This window comes from Streptomyces sp. NBC_00322 (assembly GCF_036147535.1).
GTDB lineage: Bacteria > Actinomycetota > Actinomycetes > Streptomycetales > Streptomycetaceae > Streptomyces.
In genome coordinates this window covers 1932403-1950742 of record NZ_CP108019.1, presented here as the reverse complement: position 1 = coordinate 1950742, position 18340 = coordinate 1932403, and the positions used below count along the sequence as shown (strand labels likewise).

Below are 18340 nucleotides of genomic sequence, written 5' to 3'. Positions count from 1 at the left end.
GCGGAAGACATCGCACCGACCCACCAGAGTGAATCGAGTGCCCCATGCGGTGTGGTGGCGAGCGGGATGAGGATCTGGGACGAGGGGGCCGCCCACGACGGCTTCGCCTCTCGCCTTTGCTCTGCCGGATGCGGCCACGGGGTGCCGCAGACAGCGTCCCGGGCTACCTGGGGCAGCCGGAACCGCGTCCACCCATTGGTTTGCCGCCGATGTGCTGCGCCTTGCGCTTGAGCGAGGGGGAGTTCGTGTCCATGCCGGGTCACCTTCGATGTTCGACCTCGGTGGTTCTGCGTGCCGCCTCGGTGGTCCTGCCCGGGTGCCGGTCCGGCAACCGGGCCACGGCCGCCGGCTCGGTGATCCTGAGCGGCGGCAGGCTGATCCAGACCCTGCCCAGGCAGGGACAGCGCAGGGCCCGCTCCCAGCCGGCGCCGTCGGCAGCCTGCAGCAGCACCCCTCACACCCCGGATCTGTCCACTCACCCACTCACCCACGACCCCGCCGTCAGCGTTCGCGCGCCGCCCACAGGTGAGGAGAAGCCGACGCGGCGGACGGCCGCAGCAGATACGCACCGATCCCCCTTCTTCATTCACCCTTACGACGAACGGAACGAAACCATGTCCGCCTCAGCGCCCCCTTCGCCCCACTCGCTCAGACCCCGCCCACCCCGTCCACGCGCCCGCCGTGCGGTCAGTGTGTTCGCCGCCGCCGCTCTCGCGGCAACCGCCCTGACAGCCACCGCCTTTTACGCACCGACGCCCGCCGAAGCCGCTCCGAAGGCCGACCCGGTGGCCAAACCGCCGATGGGCTGGAACACCTGGTACACCTGGGAGTGCAACAAGGAGGGGCAGCTCACCGCAGCCAACATCAAAAAGGCTGTCGACGCGATAGCGGCGGAGAGGCTGGTGGGCGTCGCCCCCAACGTCGTGGACAAAGGCAGCCTGAAGGACGCCGGCTACACGTACATCGGCGTCGACGACTGCTGGCAGGCCGCCGGACGCTACACAGCCACCGACCCCGAGGTCAAAAACGGGAACGCTGTCGCGGGCGCCCTCAAACCCGATCCCGTCCAGTTCCCCCTCGGGATGAAGGAACTCGGCACATACATCCACGACAAGGGCCTCAAGTTCGGCCTCTACTCCGCACCCGGGACGACGTGCGGCGGTGAGGAGGGCAGCCTCGGCCACGAGGTCGAGGACGCCAAGGAGTTCGCCCTCTGGGGCGTGGACCTGCTCAAGTACGACTGGTGTCAGCAGTCGGGCGACGTTAAGACTATGCAGTCGGCGTTCGACGTCATGCGCAAGGCGCTCAAGGCCACCGGTCGCAAAATCGTGTACAACATCAACCCTGGCTCCAATAACTACTCGGAGTTCCAAAACACCAACGACTTTGGCGACTACGCGGACACCGTACGAGCCGGCGAAGACCTTGAGACCGGATGGTGGCAAAACTACCCGGTCCCGATCCCAGAGAAAAAGTTCGCGCCCACGCTCGACCTCGTCGACGTCGCCGCCCAGGAGGTGTTCCGCAGCGCGCCCGACCGCTGGGTGGACTGGGACTACGTTCAACTCATGCGCCAAGCAACAACTCAACGCCCCCTCGGCGAGGACCGCGCCCAGTTCGCCCTGTGGGCGATGAGCGGTGGCCCGCTGTTCTTCGCCGCCAATCCCGCCACTTTGAATTGGGACGAGGTTACGGAAGCCGAGAAATCTACAACGCAGGTCGAGCCCGCGGAATACGCGAAGAAGATCACGCAAATCCTGACCAACAAGGACCTCATTGAGGTCAACCAGAGTTGGGGCGGCTCCGGCGGACGCCGGATCAGCCGTGAACAGGACCTTGAAACGATCAGTGGTTATAAGGACGCTGAAGTGTGGGCCAAGCCGCTGGAGAACGGCGATGTCGCGGTAGCCCTGCTCAACCGGGGCGAGGGCGGCAAAGAAATCACCATCTCCACCGGCGCAACCCGAGTCGGACTGGGCGGCTACTCGTCCTACACGCTCAAGGACCTCTGGACCGGCACGACCTCCAACACCAGCGGGGCAATCTCCGCCAAGGTCCCCCCCAAGGACGTCGCCGTCTACCGCCTCAGCCCCAACTCGTCCCTGACCACGTTCCACAAGGACGCAGGCACCTACCAGCTCAGCGATCTGAGCCCGTGGCAAACGGTCGGCGGCTATGGACCGCTCGAGAAGGACAAGTCCAACGGAGGGCTCGCCTTGAACGATGGTGGAACCCTCAAGATCGGCGGCACCCCCTACACCAAGGGTCTCGGCACCCACGCCGACTCCGGCATCTACTACTGGCCCGGCGGCACCTGCTCGCAGTTCTCCGCCAAGGTGGGGATCGACGACGAGGTCGACTCCACGGTTCCTGCCGGGTTGGGCCACGTCCAGTTCGGCGTCTACGGCGATGGCCGCCTGCTCGCCTACACCGACGACAAAACCCCCGAGCAAGCAGCCACCACGCTCAACGTGCCCATCGCGGGTGTGAAGCTCCTCGAACTCCGCGCGATCCCCACGAACGACCACACGTACAGCGCCTACGACCGCAACGCCTACGACCACGCCGACTGGGCGGACGCGAAGATCACCTGTCAAGGAGGAACAGCAAAGGCGGCGTCCTTCTCGTCCGACCGCGATTGGTCCGCGGAGCCATACCAAGGCTGGGGACCGGCAGAACGAGACCAGTCCAACAACGATAAACCGGCAAAGGACGGGCGCCGGATCAAGGTCAACGGCGTCTACTACCCCAAGGGCATCGGCGCCCACGCCTACTCCGACATAAGGATCAACGTGAATGGCTGCTCCCGCTTCACCGCGGTTGGCGGCGTCGACGCCGAAACCGAAGGCGGCGGCAGCGTCAAGTTCTACGTCTTCGGCGATAAAAATGACACCCCCGACATCACCACCGACGACATCCTCCTCCACGCCAGCGACCACATCGTCAAACCCTCCGAACCGGACTTCATCGACGTCGACACCACCGTCGACACCACCACCAAGTACAAGGCGATCCGCCTCGTCGTCGACGGCGCCAACCTCGACGGCCATTACCTCGACCATGCCGACTGGGCAGGCGCTGTCCATTCCTGCTAGGTAGCCAATCCGCACAACCGGCACAACGTCAGGCAGACCGCCGCCTTGAAGAGGTGGCGGTCTCGCCGTGCGTGCGGACTGTCACTGCGATGACGTCCGCAGAGCAGTACACGGCGGGTCTGGCGGCCCTCCACCACCCGGGTTGCCAGGACTGTCAGGGATTTCGGGTATGCACCGGTGTGTTCTCTAGGGCATGAGACATGGTCTCTGCCGGGAATGATGCGCCCTGGGGATCAAGGGCGAGCGCCCTCGCGCGAACGCGAACGTCGTAAGGACGGGGCGGAGTTGGCGAAGCCGCGGATCCGCACGGGGACCCGGCCGCGCAGTTGGTGAGCCGGGCCCGCAGCGGCGGGTTGAACCCGGTCGGCGAGAACGGTCCGCTCCAGGGGCTGGTGATGCTGGTTCTGGAGGACGCGCTGGAGGCCGAGATGACTGACCTTCTCGACTATGACAAGCACGATCCGGCAGGCAAGAACGGCGCCAACTCCCGCAACGGCAAACGCGGCAAGACCGTACTGACCGACATCGGGCCGGTGGAGATCGCCGTGCCTCCCGACCGGGACGGCACCTTCGAACCGAAGATCGTCAAGAAGCGGCAGAAATGGCTCACGGGCGTCGACGAGATGGTCATCTCCCTTGCCGGGAAAGGCCTGACGACCGGCAAGGTCCAAGTTCACGTGGCCGAGGTGTCCCGCCAGACCATCTCGACCATCACTGACAGTGATAGTGGTATCCGGGTTCCCGGTGGTCGTGGCTCGATCACTGACTGACGTCCTGCTGGGCTGTCTTCACCTTGGTCTGTCCGGCTGCCGGGGCCCGTTCCCGAGGCCCGGCCGGGTGGATCATGACCTCATAGGAGCCTGGCCAGAGGCCCCATCACTGTCCTGTCTGCCCCACCCGGCTGGAGCCACCTCCGGTCAGGAAGGCATCTCCAGCATGACAGGAACGGACACTGCAGCAGTCGTCGAACACGTGGTGATCGGCGGCGTGGATTCTCATGCCGACACTGTCCACGTTGCCGTGGTGACCGACCGCGGTAGGCAGATCGCCGATGCCGAGTTCCCCACAACGGCCGCCGGATACACGGCTGCTCTGGCTTTCCTGGCTGCTCACGGCACCGTTGCCGCCGTCGGTGTGGAGGGCACGTCCTCCTACGGGTCGGGGTTCACGCACGCGGCCCGCGAGGCCGGTCTGACCGTGGTCGAGGTCAACCGGCCGGACAAGGCCGAGCGTCGCAGGATCGGCAAGTCCGATCCGATCGACGCCTATGCCGCGGCTCGTGCGGTCATGTCCGGACGGGCCACCAGTGCCCCCAAAGGCGATGCCGTCGCCGGGATCCGGGCTCTGCACAACGCGGCACGATCCGCGATCAAGGCCCGTACGGCATCGCTGAACCAGATCGGACACATCCTGATCAGCGCGCCCGAGAGTATCCGCGCGAAGTACGAGGTGCTGCGGGGTGACAAGCGCATCGACGCCCTGGTCCGGCTCCGGGTCAGCAGCGATCCCGTCCACGCTCCGATCCTGACCGCCCTGCGCACGCTCGCGCGACGCGTCCAGAGTCTGACCGCCGAACACGCCACTCTGACCGAGGAGTTAGGCACTCTGGTCACGGGGCTCAACCCCGGCCTGCGCGCCGCCTACGGCGTCGGTCCCGACACCGCTACGCAACTGCTGATCACCGCTGGTGACAACCCCGCCCGCCTGCGCACCGAAGCGTCCTTCGCCGCCCTATGCGGTGTCGCCCCGGTTCCGGCCTCCAGCGGCAAGACCAACCGTCACCGGCTCTCGCGCGGCGGTGACCGCGCGGCGAATGGGGCCCTCTACCGCATTGCGCTCGTCCGCATGCGCCGCGACCAGCGCACCCGTGACTACGTGGAGCGTCAAACCAAGGCCGGCCGGACGAAGAAGGAGATCATCCGGCTCCTCAAACGTGCCATCGCCCGGGAGGTGTTCCGCCTCTTGACCACCACAGTCGAAGTCCCCGAGATCGCGGACCTCAGGCCCGCCCGCCAGGCCAAGAACATCACGCTCACCGCCGCAGCGAACCACTTCGGAGTCTGGCCCGCCGTCATCTCCAACATCGAACGGGGCCTTCGCCGTGATGACACCTTCGCCGACTCCTATCGCAGCTGGCTCTCTGCCGCTTGACTAACGATAGGAGCATCAAGGTTCTGGAAGGCATGACGGAGCGGCAGAACCGGCCGCTGGAGGCCGTCTATCCGGTCATCTTCATCGCCGCGATCCATGTGAAGGTCCGGGTTCTGTCGACGATCTCGTGATCCGGACGGTTGAGCGGCGTGTTCCCACCGTTCGCAATCATGCATCGCGTGCTCTCGTGATGTGCTTTTGGAGCTGTTTCCGTACCTGTCCGAGTTGCTCATCGAGGAGGTCGAGCGACGCCCGGACAAGGTGGTGTTGAGGACGCGGGTGCGGGCGAAGTGCGGGTCCTGCCGGTGCGGTCAGAGCTCTGCTCGGGTGCACGGCCGGTACGTACGCAAGCTGCGTGACGTCGCCGTGGGCAGGCTCGGCGTGGTGATCGAGTTACGCATACGCCGGTTCCGCTGCGAGAACACTGCTTGCACGGCGGTGACGTTCGCCGAGCAGATCGTGGGACTGACGACCCCGCACAGTCGCCAGACCCCGCTATTGCGCGGGGTGCTGACGCGGATCGGACTGGCCCTGGCCGGCCGGGCAGGAGCCCGGCTGGCCTCCGCGGTCGGCATCACCGTGGGCAAGGACACGCTGCTGCGGCTGGTCAGAGCCCTGCCCGAACCGGAGGTCGGCGAGGTGGAGGTGCTCGGCGTCGACGACTTCGCTTTCCGTAAGGGCCGTCACTACGGCACGGTGCTGATCGACATGGCCACCCACCGTCCACCGCATCTCTACGACGGGCGCGAAGGCGAAGAACTCGCCGCATGGCTCCGCGACCACCCCGAGGTGAAGGTGATCTGCCGGGACCGGTCCGGCGGTTACGCGGAGGGCACGCATCGGGGCGCCGCAGGCCGAGCAGGTCGCTGATCGCTACCATCTGTGGGCCAATCTCGGCCAGGCGGTCGAGAAGACGGTAAACGGTCATCGCTCCCGTCTGGCCGAACCGCCTTCGGAACCCGCAGACACTCCCGACGAACCGCAGGTAGTCCAGCCGCCGACAGAGCTGAAGATCGTGACTCGGCTCCGTGAACAGCATGCTGCCGCCCACGAGCTGTGGCAGCAGGGGATGTCGAAGGCGGCGATCGGCCGGAAACTCGGACTACACCAGGCCACCGTCCGCAAACTGGTTAACGCCCCCTCCGCTGACGACGTCGTCGCCAAAAGCCTGCAGCGGGCGCACGTCGTCGACCCGCATGTCAGCTACCTGCACCGGCGCTGGAACGAAGGCGTCAGAAACGCCACCCAGCTCTACCGCGAGATTCAGGAACAGGGATACCTCGGAGGCGAGTTGGCCGTCCAACGTCATCTGCGGCAGTACCGCACCGGGCGCGGACACGCACCCGATCCGGGACCGAAGCCTCCGTCGGTCCGCGAGGTCACCTCATGGATCATGACTCACCCCGAACACCTGCGGGACGAGGACGCCGGTAAGCTGCACCGGCTGCGTGAACGCGATCCCGAGCTGGACCGGCTCACCGGGCACGTCAGGAAGTTCGCCGTCATGATGACCGCACGCCACGGCGACCGCCTCGAGGACTGGATCACCGAGGTCGAACGAGACTCCCTCGCCCCACTCGCGGGCTTCGCCCGCAACCTCCGCCGCGACTTCGACGCCGTCCGCAACGGACTGTCCCTTCCCCACAGTTCCGGCGCCGTCGAAGGCAACATCAACCGGCTGAAGATGCTGAAACGGCAGATGTTCGGCCGAGCCAGCCTCGATCTCCTTCGCAAACGCGTCCTGCTCGCGCAATGAGTCCAGCCCGTCCGGATCACGAGATCGTCGACAGAACCCCGTTTGGCCCTGTCTCACATTCGGTGGTGACGGAGGGTTGTGATGGGTCGTTGGCATGGCGTGCGTGATGTCAACGAGCTTGTAGATGTGGTGTTTTCGGGTCTGTCGCCGCTGGCCATCGAGGATGTGACCGACGAGGCCGAGCGGATTCTGGTGCGGGCACGGACGCCGGAGGAACCGGTGCCGTGTCCGGGTTGCGGGGCGCCGTCCGATCGTGTGCACGGCTTTCACCTGCGGACCGTGGCCGACGTACCGGTGGACGGGCGGCGGGTGGTGGTCCGTGTGCGGGTGCGGCGCCTGGTGTGTCCCACGCGCGGCTGCCGTCACACCTTCCGCGAGCAGGTGCCTGGCGTGCTGGAGCGATACCAGCGACGCACAGCCCGTCTGACCAGGCAAGTCAAGGCCGTGGTCAAAGAGTTAGCGGGCCGGGCGGGGGCACGTTTGCTTTCGATACTCGCGGTGGGCTTGTCGCGTCACACTGCCCTGCGCGCCCTGTTGCGCATCCCGTTGGCCGTCGGGCGGGTGCCTCGCGTGATCGGCGTCGACGATTTCGCTCTGCGCCGGCGGCACCGCTATGCCACCGTGGTGATCGACGCCGAGACCCATGAGCGGATCGACGTACTGCCCGACCGCACGGCCGACGCCCTGGAATCGTGGCTGCGGACCCATCCGGGCGTCGAGATCGTGTGCCGCGACGGCTCGGCCACCTACGCCGAGGCCATCCGCCGCGCCCTGCCCAAGGCAACACAGGTCGCTGATCGCTGGCATTTGTGGCACAACCTGTGCGAAGGCGCCCTGAGCGAGGTCAAGGCGCACAGCCGCTGCTGGGCCACCGTGCTGGACGCACCCCTGTACGACGGGCCCCGCGCCCAGACCACCCTGGAGCGCTGGCACCAGGTCCACGACCTCCTCGAGGCGGGCGTGGGCCTGCTCGAATGTGCCCGCCGCCTGCAACTGTCCCTGAACACCGTCAAGCGCTACGCCCGCGCCGACCGACCCGAGCGGATGCTCCGCGTCCCCAAGTACCGGGCCAGCCTTGTCGATCCCTACCGCGAGCACCTGCGAAAACGCCGGGCCGAAGACTTCGCCGTCCCCGTCCTGCACCTCTTCGAAGAGATCAAAGCCTCGGGTTCACGGGCTGCGTCAACCTGCTTCACAAGTACATCAACCAAGGCCGCGCGGACGCCGAACGCAGCCACATCTCCGCGCGCAGGCTCGCCCGGATGCTGCTCACCAGGCCCGACAACCTCACGTCAGAGCATCACGGCCTCCTCGCCCGGCTCACCGCCGCCTGCCCCGAGGTGACACAACTGGCCGCCCACATCCGGACCTTCGCCCAGCTCCTGAAGCCACACCCAGGAAATGCCGACACGCTCGAGTTCTGGATCGCCCAGGTCCGCGCGGCCGATCTGCCGCACCTGCACGCCTTCACCCGAGGGCTGGAGCGAGACCGTGACGCTGTGATCGCCGCTCTCACCCTCCCGCACAGCAACGGACCCACCGAGGGCGTCAACACCAAGACCAAGCTGATCGCGCGGCAGATGTACGGCCGGGCAGGCTTCCCGCTCCTCCGCCACCGCATCCTCCTCGGATAGCGTCACCCTCCGCCACCACCGAATGTGAGCCAGGGCCGTCCGTTTGACAGACCCCTTACTCACGGTGTCAACAGGCCCGCGCGCCGCCGGTTTCGGTCGGCGACGCGCGGGCGGGCGGGATGGGACTCGTCGGGCCCTATTGACTGGTCAGCCTCCTCACATAGGTGTGGTCGTCCGTACCGCGGACAGCGATGTGAAGCTGATTACCGCCGAGCGATACCACAGCCGGCGCGCTCTCTTCTTTGAACGTGTTGCTGTTGGGGCCGCCTAGCCAGGTCCAGCCGGGTTGCCAGCTACTGCCGTTCCAGTGCTTCTGGTAGAGGGCGCCAGTTGTGCCCCGGACGAAAACATCGAACCTGTCCTTGCTCACGCTGCTGATCGCCGGGTCACCCGTCACGGTACCGCCGAGGGGTTCCCAGGTGGTGCTCCAAGTGCCGCCCCGGTGGGCAAGGCGGTAAATGTGGTCGTCCGTACCACGAACGACGACGTCTATCTCTCCTGGAGCGTGGGAGACGGCTGCCGGCTTGCTGGCTGGTTTGAACGTGTTGCTGTTGGGACCGCCGAGTTTGGTCCAGTTGCTCAGTGTGGTGCCGCTCCAGCCCCTGTGCCAGAGGGCGTCATCTGTGCCCTGGGCGAAAATATCCCATGTGTTCGGGCTCCCGCTGCTGATCGCCGGGGAACCCTTCAATTCACCGCCGAGGTCTTCCCAGGCGTGCCAACTGCCGCCCCAGTAGGCACGGTGGTAAACCTGGTCGTCCGTACCACGAACGGCGACGTCTATGCGTCCTGGAGCGTTGGAGACGACCGCCGGTGCGCCGAGGAAGGTGTTACCGGTGGGTCCGCCGAGATTGGTCCAGTCATTGGGGTTAGTGCTCCATGCGGTGCCGGTCCAGCTCTTCTGGTAGAGGGCACCGTCATTACCCCGGACGAACGCGTCGCTGCTGTCCGGGCCTCCGCTGGCGATCGCGGGGCTGGAAGACTGGATGCCACCGGTGGGGCCACCGGTGTCGGTCCAGGTGCTGGACTCGGTGCCGGTGGCCTTCAGCATGACGGTGGAGTACGGAGGCACGCTGGTGGTGTAGCTGGGGGTGAACGTTCCGGCGAGGTTGGTTTTGGTCCACAGATTGCGCAAGGAAACGGGACCTGTCAGGCCGGTATCAGCGAAGTTGACGGTGATATTTGCTGCCGTCCCGGTTCGGTTGAACAGCGCGATGGCCCGGGTGTTTGGGGTAGCCAGTCGCTTGGACCATACCTGCAGGCCAGGGCTTGTTTCGGCGACCTTCACGCCTTGAGCGCCGAGTTCGTCCTGGTCGACGGTGATGACTTCACTGTTCGTCAACGTTTCCACGGAGGCGTCCGACAGGGTGCTGGCTTTGGTGCCGATGACGAGCGGGGCGGCCATCATGGCCCACATGCTGAACTGTGACCTGGACGCGGCGTCGGTGGAGGCGGCGGGGACACTGTCGAGGGCGTGGCCGGTGAGGAGATAGTCCGGGTCGTTGAAGTGACCGGGTCCTGCCATCTCCGGGTGTTGGGCGTTGGTGTCCAGGTTCCGCATGACCTTTGACCACCAAGAGAATTGGCCGGAGCCAGCCGTGTAGGAGCCATCGTCGTTGACGGCGGCGATGTCAAGGTCCGTCCGCCAGGAGTTTGCCGTCGTAGGCTGGTAGTTGCGGTACGCCCAGCGGCAGAGGTTGAAGACCATGGTTCTGCCGCTGGCGTTGTTCAGGATGGCCTGACGGTATGTCCAATAGGCGTTGGCATCGTCCATGCCGGCGGCGAGGCCTCCACAGAAGTCGATCTTGACGGCGTCGTAGCCCCAGGCGGCGAATGCGTTTATGTCCTGTTGTTCGTGACCGGCGCTGCCGTCAGGGAGTTTGCTGCAGCCTGTGGGACCGGCGTCGGTGTACATGCCGGCTTTCAGTCCCTTGGCGTGGATGTAGTCGGCGATGCCTTTCATGCCGGCTTGGTAGATGGTGGTGCCGACGGTGAAGCTGGGCCACTGGGTCGTGTCGACCGTGATGTTTCCGTTCGCGTCGCGGGAGCCATCCCACCAGCCTTCATCGAGCCAGACCGTGTCGTATCCGGCGGCTTTCAACCCCATGGTGACCAGCGCGTCGGCCTCGGCCCTGATGGTGGTGCTGTTGATGTTCCTAGCCGTGATGTTCGCTTTGGTGTGGGCGCCGGAGAATTGGAACCCTCCATATCCGTACCACGAGTTCCAACCCATCGTGGGCTTCGGTGCCTGCGCGTACAGCTTGGTCACCGGATCCGTCGTGGTTGCTGCTGCGGCGGGGCCGGCGTTCAGGATGGGGGCGGCGGACAGTATCAGTGCGGCGGCGATGAAACTGGCTGTCCATGGCCGTCTTTGGCCGCGTGGCGCAGGCCGTGGCCAGGGGGATGGGGACATGGTTCATGCTCCTTCTGGGTGCGTTCCCGGATGCGGGGTGACTTCCGGCAGCTGTGCCACGGGCCGGTCAAGGCAGTGCTTGTGCGCGGCGGCGATGGTGTCTGTGCGTTCGTGGTTTTCGCTGTCGGCGACTTGTTGGCCGGAGCCGGTGCGGGGACTACGACCGCGGCCGTAGCGATGGGGGCCAAGAGGGCGACGAGGATCCGTGGTGCTGTGTCGGCAGACCGACGGCGCGCTGGCCTGTGGACGCTGCTGGATGACGACGACGACGGCGGCGAGGAGGAGGAAGAAGAAGAAGAGGAGGAGGCCGTGGGTGACGTTCTGCCAGACGGTGTTGAGGCCTTCAACGGTCAGGCCGTTGGGCAGGGCACCGAGGAGGGCGACGGCGGGGACGGGCTCGGAGCGGCCGGCGCCGGCCAGCCCGGCGAGGGCCGCCGCCTCGCCCGACCGGACCTGGAGGCTCACATCGTGCACGTCGTCCGGTCGCGAGGTTCTCGACGGTGAGCACGACGTGTCCGGTGGCGGGCTGCTGCCGTTCGAACAGGGTCGACAGGCCGCAGCCGGCCATGAGCTGTCAGGTCGGGGTCGATGACTGTGTCGAAGCCGAGTCGGGCAAGGCCGGCGGTGATCCGCCGGCGCAGTTGTGACCGGTCCACACTCCGCCCGGGCCGACGGGGGGAGGCGGCAGGCCATGGAGACCTTCCCATCGACCTTCTTCACCTTGCCCGCGCCGACTGCAGACTGACCGGAAGAGCAGGCGCCCGGCACCAGCATGGCGGCGAGCCCGACGACAGAAGCGGCCCGGGTTCTTGCAGGGACCATGCCACGGCTCCCATCGAGGCGAATTCTTCGAAGTGGGACTGAACGGCCACGTCATGGCCGGCCAGGGGGGAGCATCTGGATCACGGATGGACTCCCGCTGAAATCAACGGCATTGGGGGCACAGCGACAGTGGCCGCAGTGCACACCACGGGACTGTGCTGCAGGGCAGCACGAGTACGACCTGCGCGGGGCATCGCCGTCACGGGCCTGCCTGCACCGCATCGTGTGGCCACCGACATAGAGTTGTCAAGATATTTAATAAATAACGTGAACTCGAAAATCCGGGCCCCGCAGCCGGTGACGCATCGATACATCGGGCGACATGTGGACATATTGAGGAGAACGCGATCAGCAGCGCGGCATGGGGTCTGCACCGCCAGGCGTGTAGGTGATCGGCACCAGCATCATCCGCGGGGAGTACCAGCCCGAGGGCGCCCTGCACCCCGACAAGATCGAGCAGGAACTCGGTGTCAGCAAGACCGTTGTGCGCGAGGCGCTGCAGTACCGGCATCCGAGGGGCTGATCGAATCGCGCCAGAAGCGCGGTACGTCCGTTGGTCCCCGACTCGGCGCTGGGAAGTCCTGACGGCGCATTCTTCGACAACCTGGCCGAAGTCCGCGCAATCTTCGAGCCAGCCGCGGCCACCCATCAGGGCAAGCGCCGTTGCAATACTAGGGACGGGGTGGAGTTGGCGAAGCCGCGGATCCGGACCGGGATCTGGCCGAGCAGTTGGTGATCCGGGGCCCGCAGTGAGGGGTTGAACCCGGTCGGCGAGAATGGTCTGCTCCAGGGGCTGCGCAGGAACTGAGGGGCGGGCGCAAGGTTGAGTTGTCGATCTCCTAGTTCTGTCGCTGGGTGCGGGCCACGCTGCCCGGCGGGGTGAGCCGGTCGCAGGGCACCGTCCTGCGTGATGAGGTCGAGCCGGGCGAGGTGGCCCGGTTCGGCTACGGGATTGGGGGCGGTGGGCCAACCCGCGCGCCGGCAGTGCGGCACCGGGTCTGGGTGTTGGTCCGCGGCTCCGTCGCCGCCCTGTTTCCCGCGCCGCCTCCAGTGGCCGCCCGAACTGGCCATGTGTAGCCCGGTGAACACCTCGACCCACACCGATTTGTCCCGCTATACCCGCATGCGCAAGGGAGATGCTCTGGTCGCAGCCTTGTGTAACACGCTTGTTGTTGTTCGTGGCCTCGACCTATCCACTGATACTTCTAATTAATTAGGAAGACATCTTGACGTGGTTTGCGGGTGCGTGCCACGCTGCGCGCACGTCTCTTTCCCCTGGGCAGGCACCTCTGGCAGGCCTGATGGCTCAGGGGGATGGCTCGTGACAACGACTCTCACGATGCGGCAGCGACGGGCGGTTGGCGGTCGGACCGTGCTCACGGTGACGGCAGGCAATGCCCGTGGTCTTCGGTCTGGATCGGGCGCTGCCGCCCCAGCGCTTCCGGCGGCCGCGTACGGCGGAAGACATCGCACCGACCCACCAGAGTGAATCGAGTGCCCCATGCGGTGTGGTGGCGAGCGGGATGAGGATCTGGGACGAGGGGGCCGCCCACGACGGCTTCGCCTCTCGCCTTTGCTCTGCCGGATGCGGCCACGGGGTGCCGCAGACAGCGTCCCGGGCTACCTGGGGCAGCCGGAACCGCGTCCACCCATTGGTTTGCCGCCGATGTGCTGCGCCTTGCGCTTGAGCGAGGGGGAGTTCGTGTCCATGCCGGGTCACCTTCGATGTTCGACCTCGGTGGTTCTGCGTGCCGCCTCGGTGGTCCTGCCCGGGTGCCGGTCCGGCAACCGGGCCACGGCCGCCGGCTCGGTGATCCTGAGCGGCGGCAGGCTGATCCAGACCCTGCCCAGGCAGGGACAGCGCAGGGCCCGCTCCCAGCCGGCGCCGTCGGCAGCCTGCAGCAGCACCCCTCACGGCCCGGATCTGTCCACTCACCCACTCACCCACGACCCCGCCGTCAGCGTTCGCGCACCCGTCGTGTGGTCAGTGTGTTCGCCGCCGCCGCTCTCGCGGCAACCGCCCTGACAGCCACCGCCTTTTACGCACCGACGCCCGCCGAAGCCGCTCCGAAGGCCGACCCGGTGGCCAAACCGCCGATGGGCTGGAACACCTGGTACAGCTACAAGGACAAGATCAGCTACGACAAGATCATGGATGCTGCCAAAGCAATAGCGGCGCCGAGGCTGGTTGGCGTCGCCCCCAACGTCGTGGACAAAGGCCTGAAGGCCGTCGGCTACGAGTACATCGGCATCGACGACGGCTGGTCGGCCGGACGCTACAAAGCCGGCGACCCCGAGGTCACCAACAATCCCGCTCTCGAGGGCACCCTCAAGCCCGATCCCGTCAAGTTCCCCAACCGCCATTCCGAAATAGCAGGGATCTCCAACGGGATGCAGTCACTCGCCTACGACATCCACAAGCTCGGCCTCAAGCTCGGCCTCTACGCCGCACCCATGACAAAGACGTGCGCTGGTTATGTGGGCAGCTTCGGCCACGAGCACCAGGACGCCAACACGTTCGCCGACTGGGGCGTGGACCTGCTCAAGTACGACTGGTGTAACAGCTACGGCAACCTTGCATACCAGCAGACGCAGTTCGCCCTCATGCGCGACGAGCTCAAGAAGGCCGGCGACCGCGTCGGGCGCAAAATCGTGTACAACATCAACCCTGGCTCCATGCACACGGCGGAGTTCGCCAACTTCCACGACTTCGGCGACTACGCGGACACCGTACGAGCCGGCGAAGACCTTCTGACCACATGGTGGGAAAACAGGCCGGTCCCATCGCAGGGGCTCTTGGGCACGCTCGACCTCGTCGACGTCGCCGCCCAGGAGGTGTTCCGCAACGCGCCGGACCGCTGGGTGGACTGGGACTACGTTCAGCTCGGCCGAGTTAAGGAGGACGTCGGCCTAGTTATGCGCTCCGACGGCGAGGACCGCGCCCAGTTCGCCATGTGGGCGATGAGCGGTGGCCCGCTGTTCTTCGTCGCCGAGCCCGCCACTTTGAATTGGGACGAGGTTAAAACGGACGATTCCGAGAAGGAGAAATACCTGAAGAAGATCACGAAAATCCTGACCAACAAGGACCTCATTGCCGTCAACCAGAGTTGGGGCGGCTCCGGCGGACGCCGGATCAGCAAAGTCGGTGACGCTGAAGTGTGGGCCAAGCCGCTGGAGAACGGCGATGTCGCCGTAGCCCTGCTCAACCGCGGCGAGAAAGCTGATAACCAGACAATCACCGTCTCCACCGGCGCAACCCGAGTCGGACTGGGCGGCTACTCGTCCTACACGCTCACGGACCTCTGGACCGACACGACCTCCAACACCAGCGGGGCAATCTCCGCCGCGGTCCCCAGCAGGGACGTCAAGGTCTACCGCCTCCACCGCACCGACATGGCCACCCTGGTCCAGCCGCCCAAGGCCCAAGGCACCTACCAGCTCGATGGGAACTGGTGGAGCACGGTCGGCAGCTATGGAACGGTCCCTGTCGAGGTCAACAAGTCCTTCGGCCCCAGCGGCCAGGCCGACGGTAATACCCTCACGATCGGCGGCAAGACCTACCCGAAGGGTCTCGGCACCCACGCCGACTCCGGCATCTACTACTGGCTCGGCGGCTCCTGCCAGCAGTTCTCCGCCGAGGTGGGGATCGACGACGAGGTCGACTCCACGGTTCCTGCCGGGCAGGGCAGGGTCCAGTTCGGCGTCTACGGCGACGGCCGCCTGCTCGCCTACACCGACATCAAGACCCCTCAAGATCCAGCCACCACGCTCAACGTGCCCATCGCGGGTGTGAAGCTCCTCGAACTCCGCGCGATCCCCACGAACCACACGTATCAGGTCCCGGACGACACGACACCGGACCCGAACGACATGAAGTACACGAACGACCGCGAGAGGAACGACCACGCCGACTGGGCGGACGCGAAGATCACCTGTACAGGAACAGCAAGGGCGGCGTCCTTCTCCTCCGACCTCGTCGTCAACTGGGACGCACAGCCCAATGGCTGGGGACACCCAGAAAAAGACCGGTCCAACAACGGCTGGAACCCAACGGACGGGAGCCGGATCAAGGTCAACGGCGTCTACTACCCCAAGGGCATCGGCGCCCACGCCAACTCCGACATCACGATCAACAAGACTGGCTGCTCCCGCTTCACCGCGGTCGGCGGCGTCGACGACGAAACCGAAGGCCGCGGCACCGTCAAGTTCAAGGTCCTCGGCGTCCCGGCGGACGGCAGCGCCGCCAAGGAGCTCTACGCTAGCCCCACCGTCACCCCCTCCAAACCGGTGTTCATCGACGTCCCAATCACCGGCTACGACAAGATCCGCCTTGTCGCCGACGACGCCGGCGACGACAATACGTACGACCATGCCGACTGGGCAGGCGCCGTCCATTCCTGCTAGGTAACCAACCCGCACGGCTGGCACAACGTCAGGCAGACCGCCGCCTTGAAAAGGGTGGCGGTCTCGCCGTGCGTGCGGACTGTCACTGCGATGATGTCCGGAGGGCAGTACACGGCGGGTCTGGCGGCCCTCCATCACCCGGGTTGCCAGGGCTGTCAGGGATTTTGGGTATGCACGGGTGTGTTCTCTGCGGCGTGAGACATGGTCTCTGCCGGGAATGATGCGCCATGGGGATCAAGGACGAGCGCCCCTCCCGCGAACGCGAACGTCGCAGGGGCGGGGCGGAGTTGGCGAAGCCGCGGATCCGGACCGGACCTGGCCGAGCAGTTGGTGAGCCGGCCCGCAGCGAGGGGTTGAACCTGATCGGCGAGAACGGTCTGCTCCAGGGGCTGGTGATGCTGGTCCTGGAGGGCGCGCTGGAGGCCGAGGTGGCCGACCTTCCCGGCTACGAGCGGGGCGACAAGGCCGACGCCATGTTGAGCAACTCACCCTGTCGGCATGCGAGTTGAAGTGCAGAGTCTTTATCCAACCGTCGAGGTCGAACCGCCGTGGGGCGGCCGGAGCCCGATCGGGAGAAGATGAAGTTCCCGCTCATCCTCACCACGACGTACGGCAACGCCAACGCCAACGCTTGCTCGGCTGGTCGCGGCATCGTCGGCAGGTTGGCCACTACTCGCCGTGATGGTTGTGCTCCCGGGTGCCACCGCAGCAGCGAGGCTCTTCGGAGGGTGACGCCCGCGATCGCGTAGACCGCCCGGAACGGAGCGCGTTTCATTCTCCCCACCCCAGCGACCTCAAAGGCGTCGTCGACGCCTGCGATCGGGACGGCGACTACTCAGAGCCAGTCCCGCCGCTTGAAGATGATGTACAAACTGGCACATACAACCGCCATCAGGACGATGGCAAAGGGGTATCCGAATACCCAGTGCAACTCCGGAATGTGCTCGAAGTTCATCCCGTAGATCGTCCCGACCAGCGTCGGAGCGAACAGGATCGCCGCCCACGACGAGATCTTCTTGATCTCTTCGTTCTGCTCGATGCCCGCCTCCGCCATCGCCCGCATCTCTTCGTTCTGCTGCTGCGTCACCAGCGTCGCGTTCACGGTGAGGATGTCCGCCAGCGCCTGGCGGAAGCCGTCCACGCGCTCGCTCGTGTGGGTCACGTGGTCGGCGACGTCGCGGAGGTAGCGCTGGAGTTCCTCGTCCGTGCCGTATTTCGCGAAGCCCGCCATGAGGGCGTGCAGCATGCCGACGAGGGGGCGGGTGGCGCGCTGGAACTCGACCATTTCGCGGGAGAGTTCGTAGATGCGGCGCGATACCGCCGGGTCGCCGCCGAAGACTTCGGTCTCGATCTCGTCGATGTCGTTCTGGACTCCGGCCACGACCGGGGCGTAGCCGTCGACCACCGCGTCCATGATCGCGTACAGCACCGCCTCCGGGCCCAGCGCCAGCAGTTCCGGGGTCTTCTCCATGCGGTGGCGGACCGCGGACAGGTCGGGGGCCGCGCCGTGGCGGACCGTGATGAGGAAGTCCCTGCCGACGAAGACATGCAGCTCGCCGAACTCGACCTCTTCCTGGGCGTCGAGATAGCGGGCAGCGCGCAGCACCACGAAGAGGGTCTCGCCGTACCGTTCGAGCTTGGGGCGCTGGTGGGCCTCCAGCGCGTCCTCGACAGCCAGCTCATGGAGGTCGAACTCCTCGGCGAGCGAGAGGACTTCGGCCTCGGTGGGGCGGTGCAGCCCGATCCACGCCATGCCGTCGGGGTACTCGCGCAGCTGGCGGAAGGTCTGGGCGAGGGAGTCGGGCGTCGCGACGCGGCGGCCGTCGCGGTAGAGCGCGGCCTGGACGACGCTGCCCTGGTCCTTCTGTACGGGGGCGGGAGCGACGGGCTCCGCGGGCACGGGAGTGGCGGGCGGCGGGTTCGCGGGAAGGAGGGGGCGGCGGCGCCATTGGTGCCTCTTCGGGGACAGCGGCATCGTGTCTCTCACCTCCCACCTCGGAAACTGCGCGGGTGTCGTCCGCGCCCGTACGGCCACGGAGCAGGATATCCGGGTCGAATTGCCCCGGCA

At 66.2% G+C, this 18340-nt stretch carries 10 protein-coding genes and 4 pseudogenes; 10 read left to right on the top strand and 4 right to left on the bottom strand.

The genetic code is table 11. The annotated features are described in order from the left end of the window. Window positions 1-259 precede the first annotated feature (259 nt). Entirely contained in the window at window positions 260-451 is a 192-nt protein-coding gene (locus tag OG905_RS08870; protein WP_328667190.1) for a hypothetical protein, read from the bottom strand. A gap of 241 nt (window positions 452-692) precedes the next feature. Between OG905_RS08870 and OG905_RS08865 the strand changes: the two genes are divergently transcribed. The 7 genes and pseudogenes from OG905_RS08865 to OG905_RS08840 all read left to right on the top strand — a co-directional run bounded on the left by OG905_RS08865 (window position 693) and on the right by OG905_RS08840 (window position 8636). Further along, complete coding sequence (locus OG905_RS08865) at window positions 693-3095, top strand: NPCBM/NEW2 domain-containing protein (RefSeq protein ID WP_328667189.1); 2403 nt, start codon at window positions 693-695, stop codon at window positions 3093-3095. A gap of 326 nt (window positions 3096-3421) precedes the next feature. Then, window positions 3422-3814: pseudogene (locus tag OG905_RS08860) on the top strand (transposase); the annotation flags it as partial. Window positions 3815-4031: 217 nt separating this feature from the next. Further along, a complete protein-coding gene (locus OG905_RS08855) occupies window positions 4032-5246 on the top strand; it encodes an IS110 family transposase (RefSeq protein ID WP_328667188.1) in 1215 nt (404 codons plus the stop codon). A 17-nt stretch (window positions 5247-5263) separates the two neighbouring features. Then, window positions 5264-5356 (top strand): annotated as a pseudogene (locus OG905_RS39085) (transposase); the annotation flags it as partial. 82 nt (window positions 5357-5438) lie between these two features. Further along, window positions 5439-6116 carry a transposase family protein gene (locus tag OG905_RS08850; RefSeq protein ID WP_328667187.1) on the top strand — a complete coding sequence of 226 codons (678 nt, stop codon included), beginning with the start codon at window positions 5439-5441 and terminating at the stop codon, window positions 6114-6116. A 145-nt stretch (window positions 6117-6261) separates the two neighbouring features. Beyond that, complete coding sequence (locus OG905_RS08845; protein ID WP_328667186.1) at window positions 6262-7002, top strand: transposase; 741 nt, start codon at window positions 6262-6264, stop codon at window positions 7000-7002. Window positions 7003-7083: 81 nt separating this feature from the next. After that, window positions 7084-8636 (top strand): annotated as a pseudogene (locus tag OG905_RS08840) (ISL3 family transposase). A gap of 136 nt (window positions 8637-8772) precedes the next feature. Here OG905_RS08840 and OG905_RS08835 read toward each other — a convergent pair. Further along, complete coding sequence (locus OG905_RS08835; protein ID WP_328667185.1) at window positions 8773-10902, bottom strand: hypothetical protein; 2130 nt, start codon at window positions 10900-10902, stop codon at window positions 8773-8775. A gap of 147 nt (window positions 10903-11049) precedes the next feature. Then, complete coding sequence (locus OG905_RS08830) at window positions 11050-11511, bottom strand: hypothetical protein (protein ID WP_328667184.1); 462 nt, start codon at window positions 11509-11511, stop codon at window positions 11050-11052. 745 nt (window positions 11512-12256) lie between these two features. Between OG905_RS08830 and OG905_RS08825 the strand changes: the two genes are divergently transcribed. The 3 genes and pseudogenes from OG905_RS08825 to OG905_RS39080 all read left to right on the top strand — a co-directional run. Then, on the top strand, window positions 12257-12391 hold the full coding sequence (locus OG905_RS08825; RefSeq protein WP_328667183.1) for a GntR family transcriptional regulator: 135 nt from the start codon (window positions 12257-12259) through the stop codon (window positions 12389-12391). A gap of 1457 nt (window positions 12392-13848) precedes the next feature. After that, window positions 13849-16272: an NPCBM/NEW2 domain-containing protein gene (locus OG905_RS08820; RefSeq protein ID WP_328667182.1), complete on the top strand. Its 2424-nt coding sequence runs from the start codon at window positions 13849-13851 to the stop codon at window positions 16270-16272. 315 nt (window positions 16273-16587) lie between these two features. After that, window positions 16588-16760, top strand: a pseudogene (locus OG905_RS39080) (IS256 family transposase); the annotation flags it as partial. A 347-nt stretch (window positions 16761-17107) separates the two neighbouring features. Here OG905_RS39080 and OG905_RS08810 read toward each other — a convergent pair. Then, entirely contained in the window at window positions 17108-18247 is a 1140-nt protein-coding gene (locus OG905_RS08810) for a magnesium and cobalt transport protein CorA (protein ID WP_328682124.1), read from the bottom strand. Window positions 18248-18340 lie beyond the last annotated feature (93 nt).